Source organism: Massilia cavernae, assembly GCF_003590855.1.
GTDB lineage: Bacteria > Pseudomonadota > Gammaproteobacteria > Burkholderiales > Burkholderiaceae_D > Telluria_A > Telluria_A cavernae.
In genome coordinates this window covers 55,516-73,186 of record NZ_QYUP01000087.1, presented here as the reverse complement: position 1 = coordinate 73,186, position 17,671 = coordinate 55,516, and the positions used below count along the sequence as shown (strand labels likewise).

Annotated in this window: 17 protein-coding genes and 1 pseudogene; 12 read left to right on the top strand and 6 right to left on the bottom strand. The window is 65.2% G+C overall.

The genetic code is table 11. The features are described from left to right. Both D3872_RS26015 and D3872_RS08975 read left to right on the top strand, forming a co-directional pair. Nucleotides 1-189: hypothetical protein (locus tag D3872_RS26015; protein ID WP_220476908.1), on the top strand; the 189-nt coding region annotated here is incomplete at its 5' end. A gap of 44 nt (nt 190-233) precedes the next feature. Continuing rightward, the gene (locus D3872_RS08975) at nt 234-1,403 is read left to right on the top strand and encodes an alpha-hydroxy acid oxidase (RefSeq protein ID WP_119810442.1); all 1,170 of its coding nucleotides are present in this window, start codon (nt 234-236) and stop codon (nt 1,401-1,403) included. On the opposite strand, the gene D3872_RS08970 is transcribed toward D3872_RS08975, so the two are convergent. Then, a complete protein-coding gene (locus D3872_RS08970; RefSeq protein WP_119810441.1) occupies nt 1,400-2,344 on the bottom strand; it encodes a D-2-hydroxyacid dehydrogenase in 945 nt (314 codons plus the stop codon). The two genes, D3872_RS08975 and D3872_RS08970, sit on opposite strands and share 4 nt — an antisense overlap. Nucleotides 2,345-2,495: 151 nt before the next feature. Between D3872_RS08970 and ligD the strand changes: the two genes are divergently transcribed. From ligD to D3872_RS08955, 3 genes are all read left to right on the top strand, one after another. After that, a complete protein-coding gene (gene ligD, locus D3872_RS08965; protein WP_119810440.1) occupies nt 2,496-5,051 on the top strand; it encodes a DNA ligase D in 2,556 nt (851 codons plus the stop codon). A 223-nt stretch (nt 5,052-5,274) separates the two neighbouring features. After that, nucleotides 5,275-6,210 carry an META domain-containing protein gene (locus D3872_RS08960; RefSeq protein WP_220476907.1) on the top strand — a complete coding sequence of 312 codons (936 nt, stop codon included), beginning with the start codon at nt 5,275-5,277 and terminating at the stop codon, nt 6,208-6,210. Nucleotides 6,211-6,324: 114 nt separating this feature from the next. Further along, nucleotides 6,325-7,815 carry a beta/gamma crystallin-related protein gene (locus D3872_RS08955; protein ID WP_119810439.1) on the top strand — a complete coding sequence of 497 codons (1,491 nt, stop codon included), beginning with the start codon at nt 6,325-6,327 and terminating at the stop codon, nt 7,813-7,815. A 155-nt stretch (nt 7,816-7,970) separates the two neighbouring features. On the opposite strand, the gene D3872_RS08950 is transcribed toward D3872_RS08955, so the two are convergent. Genes D3872_RS08950 through D3872_RS08940 form a run of 3 tightly spaced genes read right to left on the bottom strand, consistent with a single transcriptional unit; the run spans nt 7,971 to nt 10,259 of the window. Further along, the gene (locus D3872_RS08950; protein ID WP_119810438.1) at nt 7,971-8,225 is read right to left on the bottom strand and encodes a hypothetical protein; all 255 of its coding nucleotides are present in this window, start codon (nt 8,223-8,225) and stop codon (nt 7,971-7,973) included. An 8-nt stretch (nt 8,226-8,233) separates the two neighbouring features. Continuing rightward, nucleotides 8,234-9,229 (bottom strand): non-homologous end joining protein Ku, encoded by a 996-nt coding sequence (gene ku / locus D3872_RS08945; RefSeq protein WP_119810437.1) that lies wholly within the window; start codon nt 9,227-9,229, stop codon nt 8,234-8,236. A 34-nt stretch (nt 9,230-9,263) separates the two neighbouring features. Continuing rightward, nucleotides 9,264-10,259, bottom strand: a complete 996-nt coding sequence (locus tag D3872_RS08940) for an SDR family oxidoreductase (protein ID WP_119810436.1) — start codon at nt 10,257-10,259, stop codon at nt 9,264-9,266. 172 nt (nt 10,260-10,431) lie between these two features. Between D3872_RS08940 and D3872_RS08935 the strand changes: the two genes are divergently transcribed. The 3 genes from D3872_RS08935 to D3872_RS08925 all read left to right on the top strand — a co-directional run bounded on the left by D3872_RS08935 (nt 10,432) and on the right by D3872_RS08925 (nt 13,346). Beyond that, entirely contained in the window at nt 10,432-12,123 is a 1,692-nt protein-coding gene (locus tag D3872_RS08935; RefSeq protein WP_119810435.1) for a SulP family inorganic anion transporter, read from the top strand. Further along, nucleotides 12,086-12,661 (top strand): DinB family protein, encoded by a 576-nt coding sequence (locus D3872_RS08930; RefSeq protein ID WP_119810434.1) that lies wholly within the window; start codon nt 12,086-12,088, stop codon nt 12,659-12,661. The genes D3872_RS08935 and D3872_RS08930 overlap by 38 nt, the downstream gene beginning before the upstream one ends. A gap of 148 nt (nt 12,662-12,809) precedes the next feature. Then, entirely contained in the window at nt 12,810-13,346 is a 537-nt protein-coding gene (locus D3872_RS08925; RefSeq protein ID WP_119810433.1) for a GNAT family N-acetyltransferase, read from the top strand. A 9-nt stretch (nt 13,347-13,355) separates the two neighbouring features. Here the strand turns inward: D3872_RS08925 and D3872_RS08920 are convergent, their stop codons facing one another. Next, the gene (locus tag D3872_RS08920) at nt 13,356-13,991 is read right to left on the bottom strand and encodes a 1-acyl-sn-glycerol-3-phosphate acyltransferase (RefSeq protein WP_119810432.1); all 636 of its coding nucleotides are present in this window, start codon (nt 13,989-13,991) and stop codon (nt 13,356-13,358) included. Nucleotides 13,992-14,182: 191 nt separating this feature from the next. Between D3872_RS08920 and D3872_RS08915 the strand changes: the two genes are divergently transcribed. After that, entirely contained in the window at nt 14,183-14,509 is a 327-nt protein-coding gene (locus tag D3872_RS08915; RefSeq protein ID WP_119810431.1) for an ArsR/SmtB family transcription factor, read from the top strand. A 2-nt stretch (nt 14,510-14,511) separates the two neighbouring features. Then, the gene (gene arsC, locus D3872_RS08910; protein ID WP_119810430.1) at nt 14,512-14,940 is read left to right on the top strand and encodes an arsenate reductase (glutaredoxin); all 429 of its coding nucleotides are present in this window, start codon (nt 14,512-14,514) and stop codon (nt 14,938-14,940) included. A 168-nt stretch (nt 14,941-15,108) separates the two neighbouring features. Here the strand turns inward: arsC and D3872_RS08905 are convergent. Further along, nucleotides 15,109-16,154, bottom strand: a pseudogene (locus D3872_RS08905) (alkene reductase). Between the two features lie 181 nt (nt 16,155-16,335). Here D3872_RS08905 and sugE point away from each other — a divergent pair. Together sugE and D3872_RS08895 are read left to right on the top strand one after the other, a co-directional pair. Beyond that, a complete protein-coding gene (gene sugE / locus D3872_RS08900; protein WP_119810429.1) occupies nt 16,336-16,656 on the top strand; it encodes a quaternary ammonium compound efflux SMR transporter SugE in 321 nt (106 codons plus the stop codon). A 79-nt stretch (nt 16,657-16,735) separates the two neighbouring features. Beyond that, nucleotides 16,736-17,671 (top strand): 4-hydroxyproline epimerase, encoded by a 936-nt coding sequence (locus D3872_RS08895; RefSeq protein WP_119810428.1) that lies wholly within the window; start codon nt 16,736-16,738, stop codon nt 17,669-17,671.

Here is a 17,671-nt window from a genome sequence, read left to right as displayed (position 1 = left end):
GAAGGCAAGCATTATAGCAGCTTCGGTTTGTTTGCGGAAGTCCTGATTGCTGACTCCTGCTTACTCACTCTGTTGCCCTTCGGGCTTGCTCGTCCGAAGAAGCAGCATTGTAGGGTGGCAGCCGGGATTTGTCCAGAGACTTCTTGCGAAGGCTGCAAGCAACTTCTCCTGCGCGTCTGGCAATGTTAAATTACGGGCAAGTATCCCGCCAACCCACCACCGGACCCGAGCAGATGATCATCACCACGATTGAAGACTTGCGCAGGCTGGCTAAACAGCGTGTGCCGCGCATGTTCTACGACTATGCCGACGCCGGCTCCTGGACCGAGTCGACCTACCGCGCCAACGAGGAGGACTTCCGCAAAATCAAGTTCCGCCAGCGGGTGGCGCTCAACCTCGAGAACCGCAGCCTGCGCAGCACGATGATCGGGCAGGAGGTGGCGATGCCGGTGGCGCTGGCGCCCACCGGGCTGACCGGCATGCAGCACGCGGACGGCGAGATCCTGGCGGCGCGCGCGGCCGAGAAGTTCGGCGTGCCGTTCACCCTGTCGACCATGAGCATCTGCTCGATCGAGGACGTGGCCGCCAATACCACCAGGCCGTTCTGGTTCCAGCTGTACGTGATGCGCGACCGCGCCTTCATCGAGCGCCTTATCGACCGCGCCAGGGCCGCGAAATGCTCGGCGCTGGTGTTGACGCTCGACCTGCAGGTGCTCGGCCAGCGCCACAAGGACATCCGCAACAGCATGAGCGCGCCGCCCAAGCTGACAGTGGCCAACATACTCAACATGCTGGGCAAGCCGCGCTGGTGCGCGGGCATCCTGGGCACGCGGCGCCGCGGCTTCGGCAATATCGTCGGCCACGCGAGCGAGGTGTCGGACATGTCCTCGCTGGCGTCATGGACCGCGCAGCAGTTCGACCCGGCGCTGTCGTGGGATGACGTCGAGTGGATCAAGCGCCGCTGGGGCGGCAAGCTGGTCATCAAGGGCGTCATGGACCCGGTCGACGCGCGCCTGGCGGCCGACAGCGGCGCCGACGCGCTGGTCGTCTCCAACCATGGCGGCCGCCAGCTCGACGGCGCCCAGTCCAGCATCGAGGCGCTGCCTGCCATCGCGGACGCGGTCGGCCAGCGCATCGAAGTGCATATGGACGGCGGCATCCGCTCCGGCCAGGACGTGATCCGCGCGCTGGCGCTGGGCGCGAAGGGTGTTTATATTGGCAGGCCTTTCCTGTACGGCCTGGGCGCGATGGGCGAGGCGGGCGTCACGCGCTGCCTCGATATCATCCGCAACGAGCTCGACCTGACCATGGCCTTCTGCGGCCTGCGCGATGTGCAGCACGTCGACCGTGGCATCCTGCTGCCCGGGACCTACCCGGTGCCGCGCCTGGAAGTGCCGGCCTAGACTACGTTGAGCGGGGCGCCTTTGCCGAAGGCCTCGACGTTATCGACCAGCATGTCGGCCAGGGTCTGCATCGCGCCCGCGCTGGCCCACGCCACGTGCGGGGTCAGGATGAAGTTGGGCTGGCGCAGGCCGAGCAGGGGATTGCCTTCGGCCGGCGGCTCCTTGCTCAGCACATCGAAGCCGGCGCCGGCGATGACGCCCTTGCGCAACGCGGCGGCCAGCGCCGCCTCGTCCACCAGCCCGCCGCGCGCGGTGTTGATCAGGAGGGCGGTGGGTTTCATCATCGCCAGTTCGGCGGCGCCGATCATGTTGCGGGTCTGCTCCGTCAGTGGCGCGTGCAGGGTCACCACGTCGGAGCTGCGCAGCAGTTCGGGCAGCGTCATCGCCGTCACGCCAGGGTCGGACACCGGGGAACGCGACGCGACGGCCACCTTCATGCCGAACGCACGCGCGATCTGCGCCACCCTGTGGCCCAGCGCCCCGTAGCCGACGATGCCCAGCTGGCTGCCGGACAGGTCGCCCAAGCTGTGGCCCAGCAGGCAAAACCGCTCGGACATTTCCCAGCGCCCGGCCTCGACATCCTCGATATACGCGCGCAGGTTGCGCTTCAGGGCCAGCATCAGGGTGAAGCAGTGCTCGGGCACCGACACCAGCGAGTAGTCGCGGATGTTCGACACCACGATGCCGCGTGCGCGGCAGGCCGCCAGGTCGATGTTGTCGGTGCCGGTCGCCGCCACCGCCACCATCTTCAAATCCGGCAGGCGCTCGATATCGGCGGCGCGCAGCGCTACCTTGTTGGTGACGGCGATGGTGGCGCCCTGCAGGCGTTCGGCCACCTCGCCTGGCGCGGTGCCCGGATAGTCGGTCCATTCATGCGCGAAGCCGGGGCGCCGCAGGTTGGCGACGAGGCTGTCGCGGTCGAGGAAAACGATCTTGTGCATGTGGGCTCCGGGTGTTCGTTTGCTAACAGTCGTCGATTGTAGAACAACCCGGCAGTACGCGCGCGGGGCGGCAGGAAAGCGTTAGTTTGCGTACAGTCGGGCGCAACGGCGGGGTCTAGAGTCGACAATATCCTGTAATAAAGGTCCTGCCATGGCAACCAGCGACCCGCTCAACGTTTACAAGGCAAAACGCAACTTTGCAATTACCACGGAGCCGGCCGAAGGCGGCCAGGCCGCGGCCGGCGAACTGACATTCGTGATCCAGAAGCACTGGGCCAGCCGCCTGCACTACGACTTCCGCCTTGAACTCGACGGCACCCTGAAAAGCTGGGCGGTCCCCAAGGGCCCCAGCTATGACACGAAGGACAAGCGGATGGCGGTCCACGTCGAGGACCATCCCGTTTCGTACGCCGACTTCGAGGGCACTATTCCGGAAAAGCAGTACGGCGCCGGCAAGGTGATCATCTGGGACAAGGGCACCTGGGAACCGCTGGGCGACCCGCACGAGGGCTACGCCAGAGGCGACCTGAAATTCGACCTGCATGGCCACAAGATGCACGGCAGGTGGGTGCTGGTACGGATGAAGGGCAAGGGCGAAAAGCAGGAGCCCTGGCTGCTCATCAAGGAGAAGGACGGCTATGCGCGCCCGGCCGCCGAGTTCTCGGTGGTCGACGAGATGCCCGACAGTGTCAAGGCGCTCAAGTCTCCCGCGCTGGAAAAGGCGAAGAAGGCCAGGGACGCGCCGGTGAAGGCAGCGCCCGCGAAAACGGCATCGGCCGGCCGCGCAAAGGCGCCCGCCGGTGCGGTCAAGGCCGCGCTGCCGGACACGCTGTCGCCCGAGCTGGCGACCCTGGTCGACAGGCCGCCATCAACCCCGGAAGACTGGGTGTTCGAGATCAAGTTCGACGGCTACCGCCTGCTGGCGCGGGTCGAAGGCAAGCAGGTCAAGCTGTTCACCCGCAATGGCCACGACTGGACCGACAAGCTGCCGGTCCTGCACAAGGCGCTGGTTGCCATGAAGCTGCCGGACGGCTGGTACGACGGCGAGATCGTCGTGCACGACGAAAGCGGCAAGCCCAATTTCGGCATGCTGCAGCTGGCCTTCGACGGTTCGGACACTGCGGAAATCGCCTACTTCATTTTCGACCTTCCGTACTGCAAGGGCTACGACATGCGCGCGGTGCCGCTGGTGGAGCGGCGCGCGCTGCTGCAGGAGGTGCTTGGCACGAAGCCGCCGGACATGGTGCGCTTCAGCGCCAAATTCGGCACCGATCCGTCCGAGCTGATCGTCGCAGCGTGCAAACTGGGACTCGAGGGCGTGATCGGCAAACGGCGCGACTCGCGCTATGTCGAACGCCGCTCGCCGGAATGGATCAAGCTCAAATGCGCGCAGCGCCAGGAGTTCGTCATCGGCGGCTACACCGATCCGCAGGGCTCGCGCCCCGGCATCGGCTCGCTTCTGCTGGGCGTGTACGACAAGGACGGCGTGCTGCAATACGCCGGCAACGTCGGCAGCGGCTTCGCCGAAGCCACGCTGCGCGACCTGAAGGCCAGGCTGGGCGCGCTCGATACCGATAGCAGTCCATTTCCGCCGAAAGCGGTGGCTGGGCGCAAGCCGCACTGGGTCAAGCCGAAGCTGGTCGCGGACGTCAGCTTCGCCGAGTGGACCAAGACCGGTTCGGTGCGGCAGGCGGTGTTCCAGGGCCTGCGCGACGACAAACCGGCCAGGGGCATCAAACGCGAAACCCCGAAGCACATGGAGGATGGCGTGGAAAAACAAACGGCATCGGCGGAACCGGCGGCGCCCGAAGGGAAACTGCCCGCGAGCCTGAAAGTGAGCAATCCCGACCGCCTGATCGACGAGGCGAGCGGCACCACCAAGATAGAACTGGTGCGCTACTACGCGCTGGTCGGTGCCCTGATGATGGAGCACCTGAAGGGCCGGCCGGTATCGCTGGTGCGCGCGCCGGCGGGCGTGGGCGGCGAGCTGTTTTTCCAGAAGCACGCGGATGTGGGCAAGCTGCCCGGCGTGAAGCAGATGGACCAGGCGCTCGACCCGGACCATCCGCAGATGCTGGAAATCGGCAGCGTCCAGGGCATCCTGTCGGCGGCGCAGTGGAACGTGGTGGAATTCCATACGCAGAACGCGACAGGCAAGGCCTACGAGGCGCCCAACCGCATGGTGTTCGACCTCGACCCGGGCGAGGGCGTGGCGTGGCACACGATGCAGGAAGCCGCGCAGCTGGTGCACGCCTTCCTGGATGAACTGGGGCTGCCCGGCTACCTCAAGACCAGCGGCGGCAAGGGCCTGCACGTGGTGGTTCCGATCAAGGGAGGCTACGACTGGGATACCGTCAACGACTTCTCGCAGGCCATTGTGCTGCACCTGGCAGCGACCTTGCCGGGCCGGTTCGCGTTCAAGAGCGGGCCGCGCAACCGGGTCGGGAAGATCTTCATCGACTACCTGCGCAACGGGCGCGGCGCGACAACTGTCTGCGCGTGGTCCGCGCGGGTGCGTCCCGGCCTCGGCATCTCGGTGCCGCTGGCGTGGGACGAACTCGAATCGGTCAAGGCAGGCGACCAATGGAATGTGAAGAACGTGCATACGCGCCTGGACCGGGGCAATGAGCCGTGGGCGGCGTATGCGAAAAGTGCGAAGACGCTAACGAAGGCGATGAAGAAAATGGGGTACGAAGCACCTGGATAGACGGCCGGAAATGACCTTTTCCGGCCAAACGGACAGGACTGGACAACCACCAGTTCTGTGCAAGACTGAACCTGTCGTACTGTAACGAGAATAACGATGAGAATCATCAGTTCGATTGTCTATTCCCTGCTCGCACTAGTTGCCATCAGCACAAACCTTTGGGCTGAGGGATCGTGTCGGCTCCGTGCGTCCGCTGCGGTGCAAACCGCGATGAGGTGAGGCCGTGGACCTGAGGTTTGTCGTCGGCGTGCTGCTTGGTGTCGCATTGACCCACCAGGCGCACGCCCAGCACGCGTGGCTGGACAGCCCGCTTTCTAACTGGAACCGGCAGGGCCTGGCCCTGCTGCAGTTGCCGCGGCCCTCGCCGCAGGGCGACTCCGCAAACACCGCCAAGTGCCGTGCTAACCAGGTACGCCAGCCTGCCAGTGCGGCGGAGAAGGCGCTCGTGCGGCGCGGCTGGCTGATGTATGGCCCGGTGTACAGCTACGATTCGACACGGATCGTCACGGCGCTGTCGGGTTTCGACGGCATGTGCCGTCCTCTGGGGTACCAGGCCTTCGTGTACTGGGATGGCAGGTATGCCGGAACGCTCTCGCCGGTGCCGATGAACTCGCGCACGGATGGCGCGCTCACCAGCATTCACCTGAATGGCCCCGGGCGCTTTTCTGCCGACTTCGCGCGCTACAGGGAATCCGACGCACTCTGCTGTCCATCGCGCGTCGACTCGGTGGCCTATGCGTTCCGGCGCGACGATATACCCACGCTAGCGGCGACGCATGTCACTCCGACCGCGGCGTGTCTTACAGATGGGCCCGACGCCGGAACGCCCGGACTATTTGGCAAACGATGGATATTGTCCGAAATGGAGGGACGCAGGTTTAACGCCGAAGCGCCACATATGGAATTCGACCGGAATCAGAACCGCGTCGCGGGTTCCAGCGGGTGCAATCGGTTCATTGGGGCATTCCAGACGGACGGCTCCAGGCTGACATTTTCGCCAATGGCTGGCACCAAACGGGCTTGCATCGATAACGACATGCAGCGCGCTGAAACCGCTTTCCTGAAGTCGCTCTCATCAACGACACGTTATGAAGTGAGCGGAAATACCCTGCACCTTTTTTCAAATGAGGTGCAGGTCCTCTCGTTTGAGAGCCGGTGATTGCATCAAGCGACTATGGCGGCGCGCTGAGTTCATTTTTCAACCCTTCCGAACGGGGCGGGAAAGCAGCCTTTCGTGCGGAAGTGAACTTGTGATCAACGAGGAGAACAAAAAATGAGAACGATCAGATTCCTTGTCTTTGCCCTGCTGGCGGTAGCGGGCTTCAGCGCGCCGGCATTGGCCCAGGACTATGGCGGCATCTCGGTCTACGGCGACGTGGACTTCCGGGGCCCAGTCGTGACTTTGCGCCAGGATGAACCGGACCTGGGCCGCCTCGGCCTGAACGACGCGATCTCCAGCGTGCGGGTGGGGCCGGGCGAGCAATGGGAGGCGTGCGCGGAAGCGTTCTACCGGGGCCGCTGCTTCATGATCAACAACGACGAGCCGGACCTGAGGCGCACTCCATGGAATGACATGATTTCGTCGATCCGGCGGGTGGGCGGCGCCGGCAGCGTGCCGCCTCCAGCCGGGGACTATGGCGGCATCTCGGTCTACGGTGACGTGGACTTCCGGGGCCCTGTCGTGACCTTGCGCCAGGATGAACCGGACCTGGGCCGCATCGGCCTGAACGACGCGATCTCCAGCGTGCGGGTGGGGCCGGGCGAGCAATGGGAGGCGTGCGCGGAAGCGTTCTACCGGGGCCGCTGCTTCATGATCAGCAACGACGAGCCGGACCTGAGGCGCACTCCATGGAACGACATGATTTCGTCGATCCGGCGGGTGGGCGGCGCCGGCAGCGCGCCGCCACCAGCCGGGGACTATGGCGGCATCTCGGTCTACGGTGACGTGGACTTCCGGGGCCCAGTCGTGACTTTGCGCCAGGATGAACCGGACCTGGGCCGCGTCGGCCTGAACGACGTGATCTCCAGCGTGCGGGTGGTGCCAGGCGAGCAGTGGGAGGCGTGCGCCGACGCGTTCTACCGGGGCCGTTGCTTCATGATCAGCAGCGACGAACCGGACCTGAGGCGCACTCCATGGAACGACGTGATTTCATCGATCCGGCGGGTGGGCGGCGCCGATGTGCCGCCGTATGCCCAGGATGGCCGGCCGTACGATCCCGCCTACGGCGCGGAGGCGCGGCGCCGCTGGTCGGTGACGCTGTTCGATCGGACCAACTTCCGTGGCCGTTCGACCGTCTTCGGGGGCGCGGTCCCGCGGCTGGCGGCCAGCGCGGAGAGCGTGGCGGTGACCCGGGGCGTGTGGGAACTGTGCGACCGCACCAACTTCCGTGGACACTGCGTGGTGTTCGAGAACAGCGCGCCTGACCTGCGCGTGCATAACTTCCGCGGCCGCATCGCATCGCTGCGGCCGGTGGATCCGCGCTCGCCTCCTGTGCCTCCGCCAGGAGAGGGGCAGTTCCTGACCTTCTACGACCAGCGCGATTTCCGTGGCGCGGCTGCGACCTTCCGCGGGCCGGTTGGCTACCTGTCGGGTAACGACCGGCGCGCGCGCAGTGCGGCCATGAGCGGGGTGTGGGAGCTGTGCGATGACGAGAACTTCCGTGGGCGCTGCGTGACGCTGGATCGGAATGTCGCGGACCTGGACAGGTACGGGATGACTAACAGGGTGGCGTCGGTAAGGCCGCTGGGGCGGCGCGGACGTTGAGATGAATCGCCGGCAGATGCACGTCGTTCCCGCGTAGGCGGGAACCCATGCTCAGTGTCCGTCATGAGCTCAGTATGGGTTCCCGCTTTCGCGGGAAGTTGGGTTCGCCAGTGGCGAGCACGACGGTCTTTAAGCGGTGGATACCAGTGGTGGCTTTAACTCGCCGCACTTTCGCCCGGATGCTCGTTCTTGAAGATCCCCCGCACATTCAGCGCCATCAGCCCCACATTGAGTGCGATGAGCGCCCACGCGGCCTCACCCCAGCCCCACGCGATCCACATCACGTTGCCGACGATGAGCAGGGCGAAAGCGATCATGCGCGTTTCGGCTTTCTGCGATGCCAGCAGCCAGGCGGCCGCCAGGCTGATCGCCATGGCGGGCCATTCGAGCAGCGCGAAAAAATCTTCCATTCACTTCCTCATGCTGTTTTTCGGCGTGCGGGCGCCGCGGCCCTGGTGGCGCTGACCGCCTTGGCCTTCGGCTTCGCTGCCGTGGCAGGCGTCTTTTTGGCCGCAGCCTTCGCTGCGGTTTTGGCCGGCACCTTGCGCACCTTGCTGCGTGCCGCGGCTTCTTCTTCCTCGTCTTCTTCCTCGTCATTGGCCGCTGCGGCCTTGCCCGGCTTCTTGCCGATACTTTGCTGCAGCAGCGCCACCAGGTCGATAACGTTGCCGGAGACCGGCGCCGCCTTCTCCTTGCCCGGCATGGTGATGGTCTTGGTTTCGTTGGCCTTCACCTTCTGCTCAACGAGGGCCATGATGTCCTCGCGGTAGGTGTCGTGGTACTCGGCCGGGTCCCAAGTGTCGCTCATGCCCTCGACCAGCGCCATCGCCATCTTCAGCTCCTTGTCCGAGATGGCGGCGGATTTGGTCGAGGCGGACGGCACTTTCAGATCGCCGGTGTCGCGGATCTCGTCCGCATAGCGCAGGGTATTGAGTACGATGGTGTCGCCCACGCACACCAGCGCCGCCAGGTGCTGCTTGACGCGAATGATGACGTTGGCGATGCCGATCTTGCCGGTCTTGCGCAGGGTTTCGCGCAGCAGCGCGTATACTTTGTCGCCGCCCTTGCCGGGCGCGAGGTAGTAGGGCTGCTCGTAGAACAGCAGCGGCACCTCCTCGGCGTTCACAAAGGCGAGGATGTCGATGGTGCCGGTGGCCTCGGGATTGGCGCGGCGCAGGTCCTCCTCGGACAGCACCACGTAATCGCCGCTGGCGTATTCATAACCCTTGACGATGTCGTCCCAGGCCACGTCCTTGTTGGTGTTCTTGTTGTAGCGCTTGAAGCCTATCGGCGAAAAGTCGCGGCGGTCGAGCATGGTCAGGTCCAGTGTGTGGTTCTGCACCGCCGGATACATCTCGACGGGGATATGCACCAGCCCGAAGCTGATGGCCCCTTTCCAAAGACTGCGTGCCATGTGCGTCCTTTCGCCGGCAAGCCGGACTTGGTTGTCAGCCTACGCTGCCGGTGATCGGCAACACGATTCCGCTGATGTAGCTAGAACAAACCGATGATGCCAAGAACACGAAGGCCGGCGAAATCTCGTCGGGCTGCGCCGGGCGGCGCATGTCGGTGCTCCTGCCGAATTCGGCGATCTTGTCGGGTGACTGGTCGGCCGGGTTGAGCGGTGTCCAGACCGGGCCGGGCGCCACCGCGTTGACGCGAATGCCCTGGTCGAGCAGGTTCGCTGCAAGCGACATCGTGAACGCGTGGATCGCGCCCTTCGTCGACGAGTAGTCCAGCAGGTGCTTCGAGCCTTTCAGGCCGGTCACCGAACCGTTGTTGATAATCGCGGCACCGCGTTTCAGGTGGGGCAGGGCGGCCTTCACCATGTGGAAGTAGCCGTAGATATTGGTGCGCATGGTCTCGTCGAAGCGTTCTTCGGTCAGGTCCAGCAGCGATTGCGCGTGTTCCTGGAAGGCGGCGTTGTTGACCAGGATGTCCAGCTTGCCGAAGTGCCTGACTACCTTGTCGACCGCGCTCTTGCAGAAACCCATGTCCTTGACGTCGCCCGACACGGTGAGGCATCTGCGGCCTTCGGCCTCGATGCAGCGGCTGGTTTCCTCGGCATCGACGTGTTCGTTGAGGTAGAGGATGGCGACGTCGGCGCCTTCGCGCGCGAACAGCACCGCCACCGCACGGCCGATGCCTGAGTCGCCGCCAGTCACGATCGCGACCTGGCCTTCCAGTTTGCCGCTGCCCTTATAGCCCTTGGCCATGAACTGCGGCTTGAGCTCCATCGCCGCTTCGAGGCCGGGTTTCAACAGGTGCTGCTGCGGCATCGGCGGCGCCGGCCGTGCCAAGCCGCCGGTCTGGACCGGTTCCTTGCTTTCTTCCTCCTTGCTGCCGGCATCCTTCTGGTCCTGGCGGCTCTGGATGGCGCGTTGCTTGTCGGCCACGCCCTCCACGGCGGAATTCAGCCCCGTTTCATCCGGTAGTTGATCCATCGTTGCCTCCCTGACTGTATCTGGAAAGTATTCGCGCTGCTTGCGGGCTTGACGGTGCGCTTACACACATTCGGCCTAATCCGAGCCATCGCCGGTACGGTAAGGAAGCTGCCGCACTGGAATGGTGCGGCGCCGCGTGGTAGTCTTGCGGTTTTTCCGCGGAAATATTGTCATGCTTGAGTGGTTGAGGCGCTACCGCCGTGCGATGCTGGCCGGCGACATCAGTGCCGGCCTGGTGGTGGCGATGATGATGATCCCGCAGGGGATGGCCTATGCGCTGGTGGCCGGCCTGCCGCCGGTGGTGGGTATTTACGCCAGCATCCTTCCGCCGCTGCTGTATGCGCTGTTCGGGTCGAGCATGACCCAGTCGGTGGGGCCGATGGCGATCATTTCGCTGATGACGGCCGCCGCGCTGGCGCCGCTGGCCGCCCCCGGTTCCGGGCTGTACCTGGTGCTGGCCGGGCAGCTGGCGCTGATGTCGGGCGCGGTGCTGCTGGTGTGCGGACTGCTGCGGATCGGCTTCCTGGCCAACTTCTTTTCGCGTCCCGTCATGAGCGGCTTCACCATCGGCTCGGCGATCCTGATCGCACTGGGCCAGGTAAAGGCGCTTCTGGGCGGCGACCTTGAGCACGTCCATATGCCAAGCGCCGTGCTGGGCGTGGGCGCGCTGGCGCTGCTGCTGTTTGCGCGTAACACCCTCGCGCCGCTGCTGCGCCGGATCGGCCTGCGCGCCACCGCCGCCGACATCGGCGTGCGGCTCGCGCCCATGTTCGTGGTGCTGGGCGCTACGGTGCTGTCGGTTGCGATCGACCTGCAGGCGCAAGGCGTGGCGACCACCGGCGCGGTGCCGGCCGGCCTGCCTGGCCTGAACCTCGCCACATCGAGCGCCCACTGGCGCGCACTGGTACAGCCGGCGTTGCTGATCGGCTTCATGACCTTCCTGATCAGCATGTCGGCCGCGCAAGCGCTGGCGCTCAAGCGCCAGGAAAAACTGAACAGCAATTTCGAACTCCTTGGGCTTGGTGCGGCCAACATCGGCAGCGCCCTGAGCGGCGGCTTCGCCGTCACCGGCAGCATTTCGCGTTCGGCCGTCAACTTCGCGGCCGGCGCGAATACGCCGCTGGCGAGCGTCATCACGGCGGTGCTGCTGGCGCTGGCGCTGGTGGCGCCGACCGGCTGGCTGGCGCTGCTGCCGCTGCCTGCGCTGGCCGCCACCATCATCGTCGCGGTGCTCGGCATGCTGGAGCTGTCGACGCTGAAAACGGCCTGGCGCTACGACCGCGGCGACGCGCTGGCCCTGCTGGCCACGGCTGCCGGCGTGCTGGCGATGGGCGTGGAGGCGGGCGTGATCATCGGCGTGGTGCTGTCGATGGGTACCCTGATCTGGCGCGCCAGCCGGCCGCACATCGCGGTGCTGGGGCGGATCGCCGGGACCGAGCACTTCCGCAACATCGACCGCTATCCGGCCGAGACCCGGCCAGACATCCTGATGCTGCGCATCGACGCCAACCTTTTCTTCGGCAACGTGGAAGCGGTCAAGCAGAGGGTCGAGGAAGGGCTGCGCAGCCATCCGGAGGCGCGCCACCTGGTGCTGGTAATGACGGCGGTAAGCTCGATCGACACCTCGGCGCTGTTCGCGCTGGCCGAGTTGAACCAGAGCCTGCGCCAGCACGGCATCGGCCTGCACCTGGCCGAAGTGAAGGGGCCGGTAATGGACCGGCTGAAGACCAGCGACCTGCCTGCCGCGCTGAACGGAAAGATCTTCCTGAGCGCCGCGATGGCGTGGGACGGCATACCATGCGAAGGCGAGATCCGGGAGCCTGTCCATGACGCTGTCGCACCATCTGCTGGCCGAAGCCTATAACAACGGCTGGTCCAACCACCGGCTGTTGAAAGCCTGCGCGCGCCTGACACAGGCGGAATTCGAGGCGGCCCGCACCAGCTTTTTCCCGTCCATCAAGGCGACGCTGAACCACATCCTGACGGTGGACTGGTTCTATATCGATGCGCTGGAACGCGAGGTTGCGGGCCTTGACCCGCATCCGGACTACCTGTCGTTCTTCAATCCTGAGCAGCCGTTCGGCGCATGTGCGAGCCTGAAGGCCGCGCAGGCGGAATCGGATCGGCGACTGATCGACTACTGCCAGGGGCTGGCGGATGACACGCTGGACCGCAAGGTGGCGATCCTGCACGGCAGCCTGGTGCAGGTCGAAACGCGCGAGCGCCTGCTGGCGCACCTGTTCCAGCACCAGATACACCATCGTGGGCAGGTGCATGCGATGCTGGCCGGGACCTCGGTGGCGCCGCCCCAGCTGGATGAATTTTTCTGCGAGATGGACCGCGAGGCGCGCGCTGCGGAGATGCGGGAACTGGGCTGGGATGAGCAAGCGATCTGGCTGTGACGGCCTTGCGCCGGATTGGGGATTTGGTGCGCCGGGTTGGGGCAGGCGCGCCGGTTTGGGGCGCGCGGCGGGGCGGCGCCCGGCTTCAACGGGATGGCACGTGTTGTGCTAATCCACGCGGTATCTCATCAACTATATGAAGAGCCACATGAATATCCGACTCCTGACACCTGACACCTTCGGCGGCGTGCGCGAGCAGCTCGTGGAACTCTTGCGCGATACGGTAGCCAACGGCGCTTCGGTGGGCTTCCTGGCCGGGCTGGACGCCGCGGAAGCCCGTGAATACTGGGACGGCGTGGAGCTGGCGATGAAGGACGGCTCGCGGCTTGTATTTGTAGCGGAGGAGGAGGGCGGCAGTACGGTGGCTGGATCGGTGCAGCTGGACCTGTGCCAGAAGCGCAACGGCATCAATCGCGGCGAAGTGCAAAAGCTGATCGTGCACAGCACTGCGAGAAGGCGGGGCGTGGCAACCGCGCTGATGACGGCGCTGGAAGCGGAGGCGCGGTCGCGCGAGCGGGGCGTGCTGTTCCTCGATACCGAAGCCGGCGCGCCGGCCGAAGTGCTTTACAGGGGACTGGGCTTCACCTACATCGGCGGCATCCCGGAATACGCCTGCACGCCCGACGGCCGCTGGACCGCCAACGCCATCTACTACAAGACCCTGTTCAGCCGTAACGCCGCGTGATGGCGGCGCTTAAACCAGGGGCTGGCCGCTGGTGCGCGGAGGGGCCAGGACGATGGGCGCCTCGAGCTCCGGATGCAGGCCATGGTGGCCCTTGTAGACTGCGGCGATGGCGGCCATGTCGCGTTCCGTGTCGCCTGTAAGGTCGATTGAATCGATCACACCGATGGTCTTGTTTGGATAGTCCAGATACACCATCAGCAGCGGCACCTTGGCCGCGAGGGTCAGGTGATAAAAGCCGCTGCGCCAGTTCGGGCGGTAGCTGCGGGTGCCTTCCGGCGCGAGCGCGATCCAGAACCAGTCCGACTCGTGCATCAGGCGCGCGAGGCGGGTGGTGGCGCCGGTGGAGGTGCGGCGTTCGACGGGGACGCCATGCCAGCGGCGCAGGAACACGCCCAGCGTCTTGCCGGTCAGGCCGCTGAACAGCGACTCCTTGCCGAGCCAGCGGAAAGGCAGGCCAAGCGCCCACTTGCCGAGCATGCCGACGACGACATCCCAGTTCGACGTGTGTGGGTAAACCACCACAACACCGTGCGGACCTGGCAAGGGCTTGAACAGCACGCGCCAGCCAAACAGTTTCAGGATTCGCAAGGAGGTGCGCTGACCCCAGGTAGGCAGGGCGGCTGGCTGCAGCTCGTGGTTGCTCATGGATTAGTGACCTTCTTCCCGGACGGCCAGGACTCCTTCTATGTTATCCGTGGAGCGCAGCAACATTTCTTGCGTCCCGGAAAAAGGAGCGATTCTATAGTCCAGTCTGCGCCCCGACAAGCAAAACCATTGTGCATAATTAACAGTTCGAATATTATTGAACTATCGAATCAAAGGCCAGGATGGCACATATGGAAACTCGGCAGGCACTGGTGGCCTTATCGGCGGTAGCGCAGGAATCGCGGCTGGCGGTGTACCGGATGCTGGTGCAGGCCGGGCCGGAAGGCATGGCGGCTTCGAAGATCGCGGAAGGCCTCGGCATTGCCCCCTCGTCGCTGTCGTTCCACCTGAAGGAACTGTCGAACGCCGGGCTGGTGACGCCGAAGCAGGAAGGGCGCTTCGTCATTTACGCCGCCAATTTCGCGACGATGGCCGCGCTGGTTGGGTTCCTGACGGAGAACTGCTGCGGCGGCGCGCCCTGCGGGCCCGGCACCAATCAAACACAAGGAGAGCAATAAACATGGACATCACGATTTACCACAACCCGCGCTGCGGCACCTCGCGCAACACGCTCGCGCTGATCCGCAATACGGGAGTCGAGCCGAAGGTGGTCGACTACCTGTCGGCGCCGCCGTCGAAAGACGCGCTGCGCAAGATGATTGCCGACGCCGGCCTGACGGTACGCGAAGCGATGCGCAGCAAGGAAAGCGTGTACGGCAAGCTGGGCCTCGAGAACCCCGCGCTGGATGATGATGCGCTGCTGGATGCGATGGTGGCCAACCCGATCCTGATGAACCGTCCGTTCGTGGTAACGCCAGCGGGCGTGCGCCTGTGCCGCCCGTCCGAGCTGGTGCTCGACATCCTGCCGCTCCCGCAGAAGGGCGCATTCGCGAAGGAAGACGGCGAGCAGGTCATCGACGCCAACGGCAAGCGAATCACCGGGAACTAATCGCTACCCCAAATCGGGGAACAGACCCCACGACCGTTTGCAACATAGATCGGGACAGCCCGGGTCACGCTGACCACGATCTCCTTCGAGTTGGCGCCAGATCGGGGACAGACCGGGTCACGCTGACCACGATCTCCTTCGAGTTGGTGGTCTGTCCCCGAATTGGCCTTATAGCGCGGGGTAGTCGGTGTAGCCTTCGGCCGTTGGGTGGTAGAAGCGGTCGGGGCGCACGGGATTGAGTGCAGCACCGGTCTTCAGGCGGCGCGGGAGGTCGGGGTTGGCGATGAACCATTTGCCGAAGGCGACTGCGTCCGCTTCGCCGGACTCGATCAGCGCATCCGCGTCGTCACGCGTCAGCTTTTCGTTGGCGATGTAGACGCCACCGAATTCCTGCTTGAGGTATGGTCCGAGGCGGTCGTCGCCCAGCCCTTCGCGGGCGCAGATGAAGGCGATGCCGCGCTTGCGCAGCTCGCGCGCCACGTAGCCGAACGTGCCCTTCGGGTCGGAGTCGCCCATGTCGTGCGAGTCGCACCGCGGCGCCAGGTGCATGCCGACGCGGTCCTTGCCCCATACTTCAATGCAGGCGTCCGTCACTTCGAGCATCAGCCGCGCGCGGTTCTCGACCGGGCCGCCGTACGCGTCCATGCGCTTGTTGCTGCCGTCCTGGAGGAACTGGTCGAGCAGGTAGCCATTGGCGCCGTGGATCTCGACGCCGTCGAAGCCGGCACGCTTCGCGTTCTCCGCGCCCTTGCGGTAGGCGGCCACGACGCCGGGAATCTCGCTGGTCTCCAGCGCGCGCGCAACGGGTAGTCGCGCATTGGACGCAGCAGGCTGACGTGGCCCTTGGCCGCATCCACTTGGCGCCACCCGCGCTTCGCCGTCAGTAACTCGGATCGGAGATGCGGCCCCTGCCATAGCTGCATGAAGATGCGGCCGCCAGCCTTGTGCACGGCGTCGGTCACCAGCTTCCAGCCTTCCACCTGTTCGTCCGACCAGATTCCGGGCGTGTCCGCGTAGCCCACGCCCTGCGGCATGACGGCGGTCGCTTCGGACAGGATCAGGCCCGCGCTTGCGCGCTGCTCATAGTACTGCGCCATCAGCGCGTTTGGCACGCGGCCTTCGCCAACGGCGCGGGCGCGCGTCAGCGGCGCCATGATGATCCGGTTCGGCAGTTCGAGGTCGCCAATGGTGATCGGGTCGAATAGTTTGCTCATCGTTGCTCCTGAAGCGTATCGCTTTGTGTCGAGCGCCGATTATGGCGCACCCCGCCAGATCTTGCAGGTCGCCCCAACTTTTTCACGCGGTGCTATACTGCGGCCACCTTTTGCTCCCGCGGGGACGGCCCCGTGCAGGACCGGAGCATGGCAAGGACGGCCTTGCCCAAGAAAGCGTGTCATGAACTGGATTATTCTCTTCGTCGCCGGCCTCCTCGAAATCGGTTGGGCCGTCGGCCTCAAATACACTAATGGATTCACCCGCCTGGGACCGTCGCTGTTCACGCTCGGGGCCATGTCGGGCAGCGTCGTCCTGCTCGGCCTCGCGATGCGCACCCTGCCGCTCGGCACGGCCTACGCTGTATGGACCGGCATCGGCACCGTCGGCACCGCGATCGCGGGCATGATGATGCTGGGCGAACCTGCGGGCGCCATGCGCCTCGGTTGCATCGCGCTGATCGTGGCGGGCATCCTCGGCCTCAAGTTGCTGACACCCGGCTAAGCTCCGCTGTGCCGCTTTCGCGCCACCGGCGCGGGGATCGCGCCAAGACAGGCGATGGCCAGGGATGTATGCTTCATCCATGAATACCATTTCCATCATCGACTCCCATACCGGTGGCGAGCCCACGCGCCTTGTCATCGCAGGCGGCCCTGACCTCGGCAGCGGCCCACTGGCGCAGCGCGTCGACCGCTTCCGCGCCGATTTCGACCACCTGCGCTCGGCCGTCGTGTGCGAACCGCGCGGTTCCGACGTGCTGGTCGGCGCCATTTTGGTCGAGCCTCACGAAGCCGATTGCGCGGCCGGCGTCATCTTCTTCAATAACGTCGGCTACCTGGGCATGTGCGGGCACGGCATGATCGGCGTGATCGCTTCGCTGTCCTTCATGGGTCGCATCGCGTCCGGCGTGCACCGCATCGACACGCCGGCCGGCGTGGTCGCGGCGGAGTTGCACGCGGACGGCAGCGTCACTGTCAACAACGTGGCTTCATGGCGCTCGCGGCATGCGGTAACGGTCGATGTGGATGGATACGGGCCCGTTACCGGGGATGTGGCCTACGGCGGCAACTGGTTCTTCCTCGTCGCCGATCATGGCCTCGCACTGGATCTCGCGAACGTCGAGGTGCTCACCGCGTTCTCGGTGGCGGTGGGCGAGGCGCTTGCGGCCAACGGCATCACGGGTGAGGGCGGTGCGCTAATCGATCATATCGAGCTGTTCGCGCCTTCGTCGACGGGCGCCGACAGCCAGAGCTTCGTCCTATGCCCCGGCAAGGCCTACGACCGTTCGCCTTGCGGGACCGGCACGAGCGCCAAGCTGGCCTGCCTCGCGGCAGACGGCAAGCTGGCGGAGGGAGAGGTGTGGCGCCAGGAGAGCATCATCGGCAGCGTGTTCGAAGCGTCGTACCGGCTCGATGAAGGGCGCGTGATGCCTAGCATACGCGGCAAGGCCTGGGTCAACGCCCAGGCCCAGCTGATACTCGATGACAGCGATCCCTTCGTGTTCGGGATCAGGCGCTAG

Coding starts and splice junctions, on each gene's coding strand:
- sugE (WP_119810429.1), top strand. CDS start 16,336: ATGAACTGGATTATTCTCTTCGTCGCCGGCCTCCTCGAAATCGGTTGG.
- D3872_RS08920 (WP_119810432.1), bottom strand. CDS start 13,991: ATGAGCAACCACGAGCTGCAGCCAGCCGCCCTGCCTACCTGGGGTCAG.
- D3872_RS08915 (WP_119810431.1), top strand. CDS start 14,183: ATGGAAACTCGGCAGGCACTGGTGGCCTTATCGGCGGTAGCGCAGGAA.
- D3872_RS08925 (WP_119810433.1), top strand. CDS start 12,810: ATGAATATCCGACTCCTGACACCTGACACCTTCGGCGGCGTGCGCGAG.
- D3872_RS08935 (WP_119810435.1), top strand. CDS start 10,432: ATGCTTGAGTGGTTGAGGCGCTACCGCCGTGCGATGCTGGCCGGCGAC.
- ligD (WP_119810440.1), top strand. CDS start 2,496: ATGGCAACCAGCGACCCGCTCAACGTTTACAAGGCAAAACGCAACTTT.
- D3872_RS08950 (WP_119810438.1), bottom strand. CDS start 8,225: ATGGAAGATTTTTTCGCGCTGCTCGAATGGCCCGCCATGGCGATCAGC.
- D3872_RS08930 (WP_119810434.1), top strand. CDS start 12,086: ATGACGCTGTCGCACCATCTGCTGGCCGAAGCCTATAACAACGGCTGG.
- D3872_RS08940 (WP_119810436.1), bottom strand. CDS start 10,259: ATGGATCAACTACCGGATGAAACGGGGCTGAATTCCGCCGTGGAGGGC.
- D3872_RS08895 (WP_119810428.1), top strand. CDS start 16,736: ATGAATACCATTTCCATCATCGACTCCCATACCGGTGGCGAGCCCACG.
- D3872_RS08970 (WP_119810441.1), bottom strand. CDS start 2,344: ATGCACAAGATCGTTTTCCTCGACCGCGACAGCCTCGTCGCCAACCTG.
- ku (WP_119810437.1), bottom strand. CDS start 9,229: ATGGCACGCAGTCTTTGGAAAGGGGCCATCAGCTTCGGGCTGGTGCAT.
- D3872_RS08975 (WP_119810442.1), top strand. CDS start 234: ATGATCATCACCACGATTGAAGACTTGCGCAGGCTGGCTAAACAGCGT.
- arsC (WP_119810430.1), top strand. CDS start 14,512: ATGGACATCACGATTTACCACAACCCGCGCTGCGGCACCTCGCGCAAC.
- D3872_RS08955 (WP_119810439.1), top strand. CDS start 6,325: ATGAGAACGATCAGATTCCTTGTCTTTGCCCTGCTGGCGGTAGCGGGC.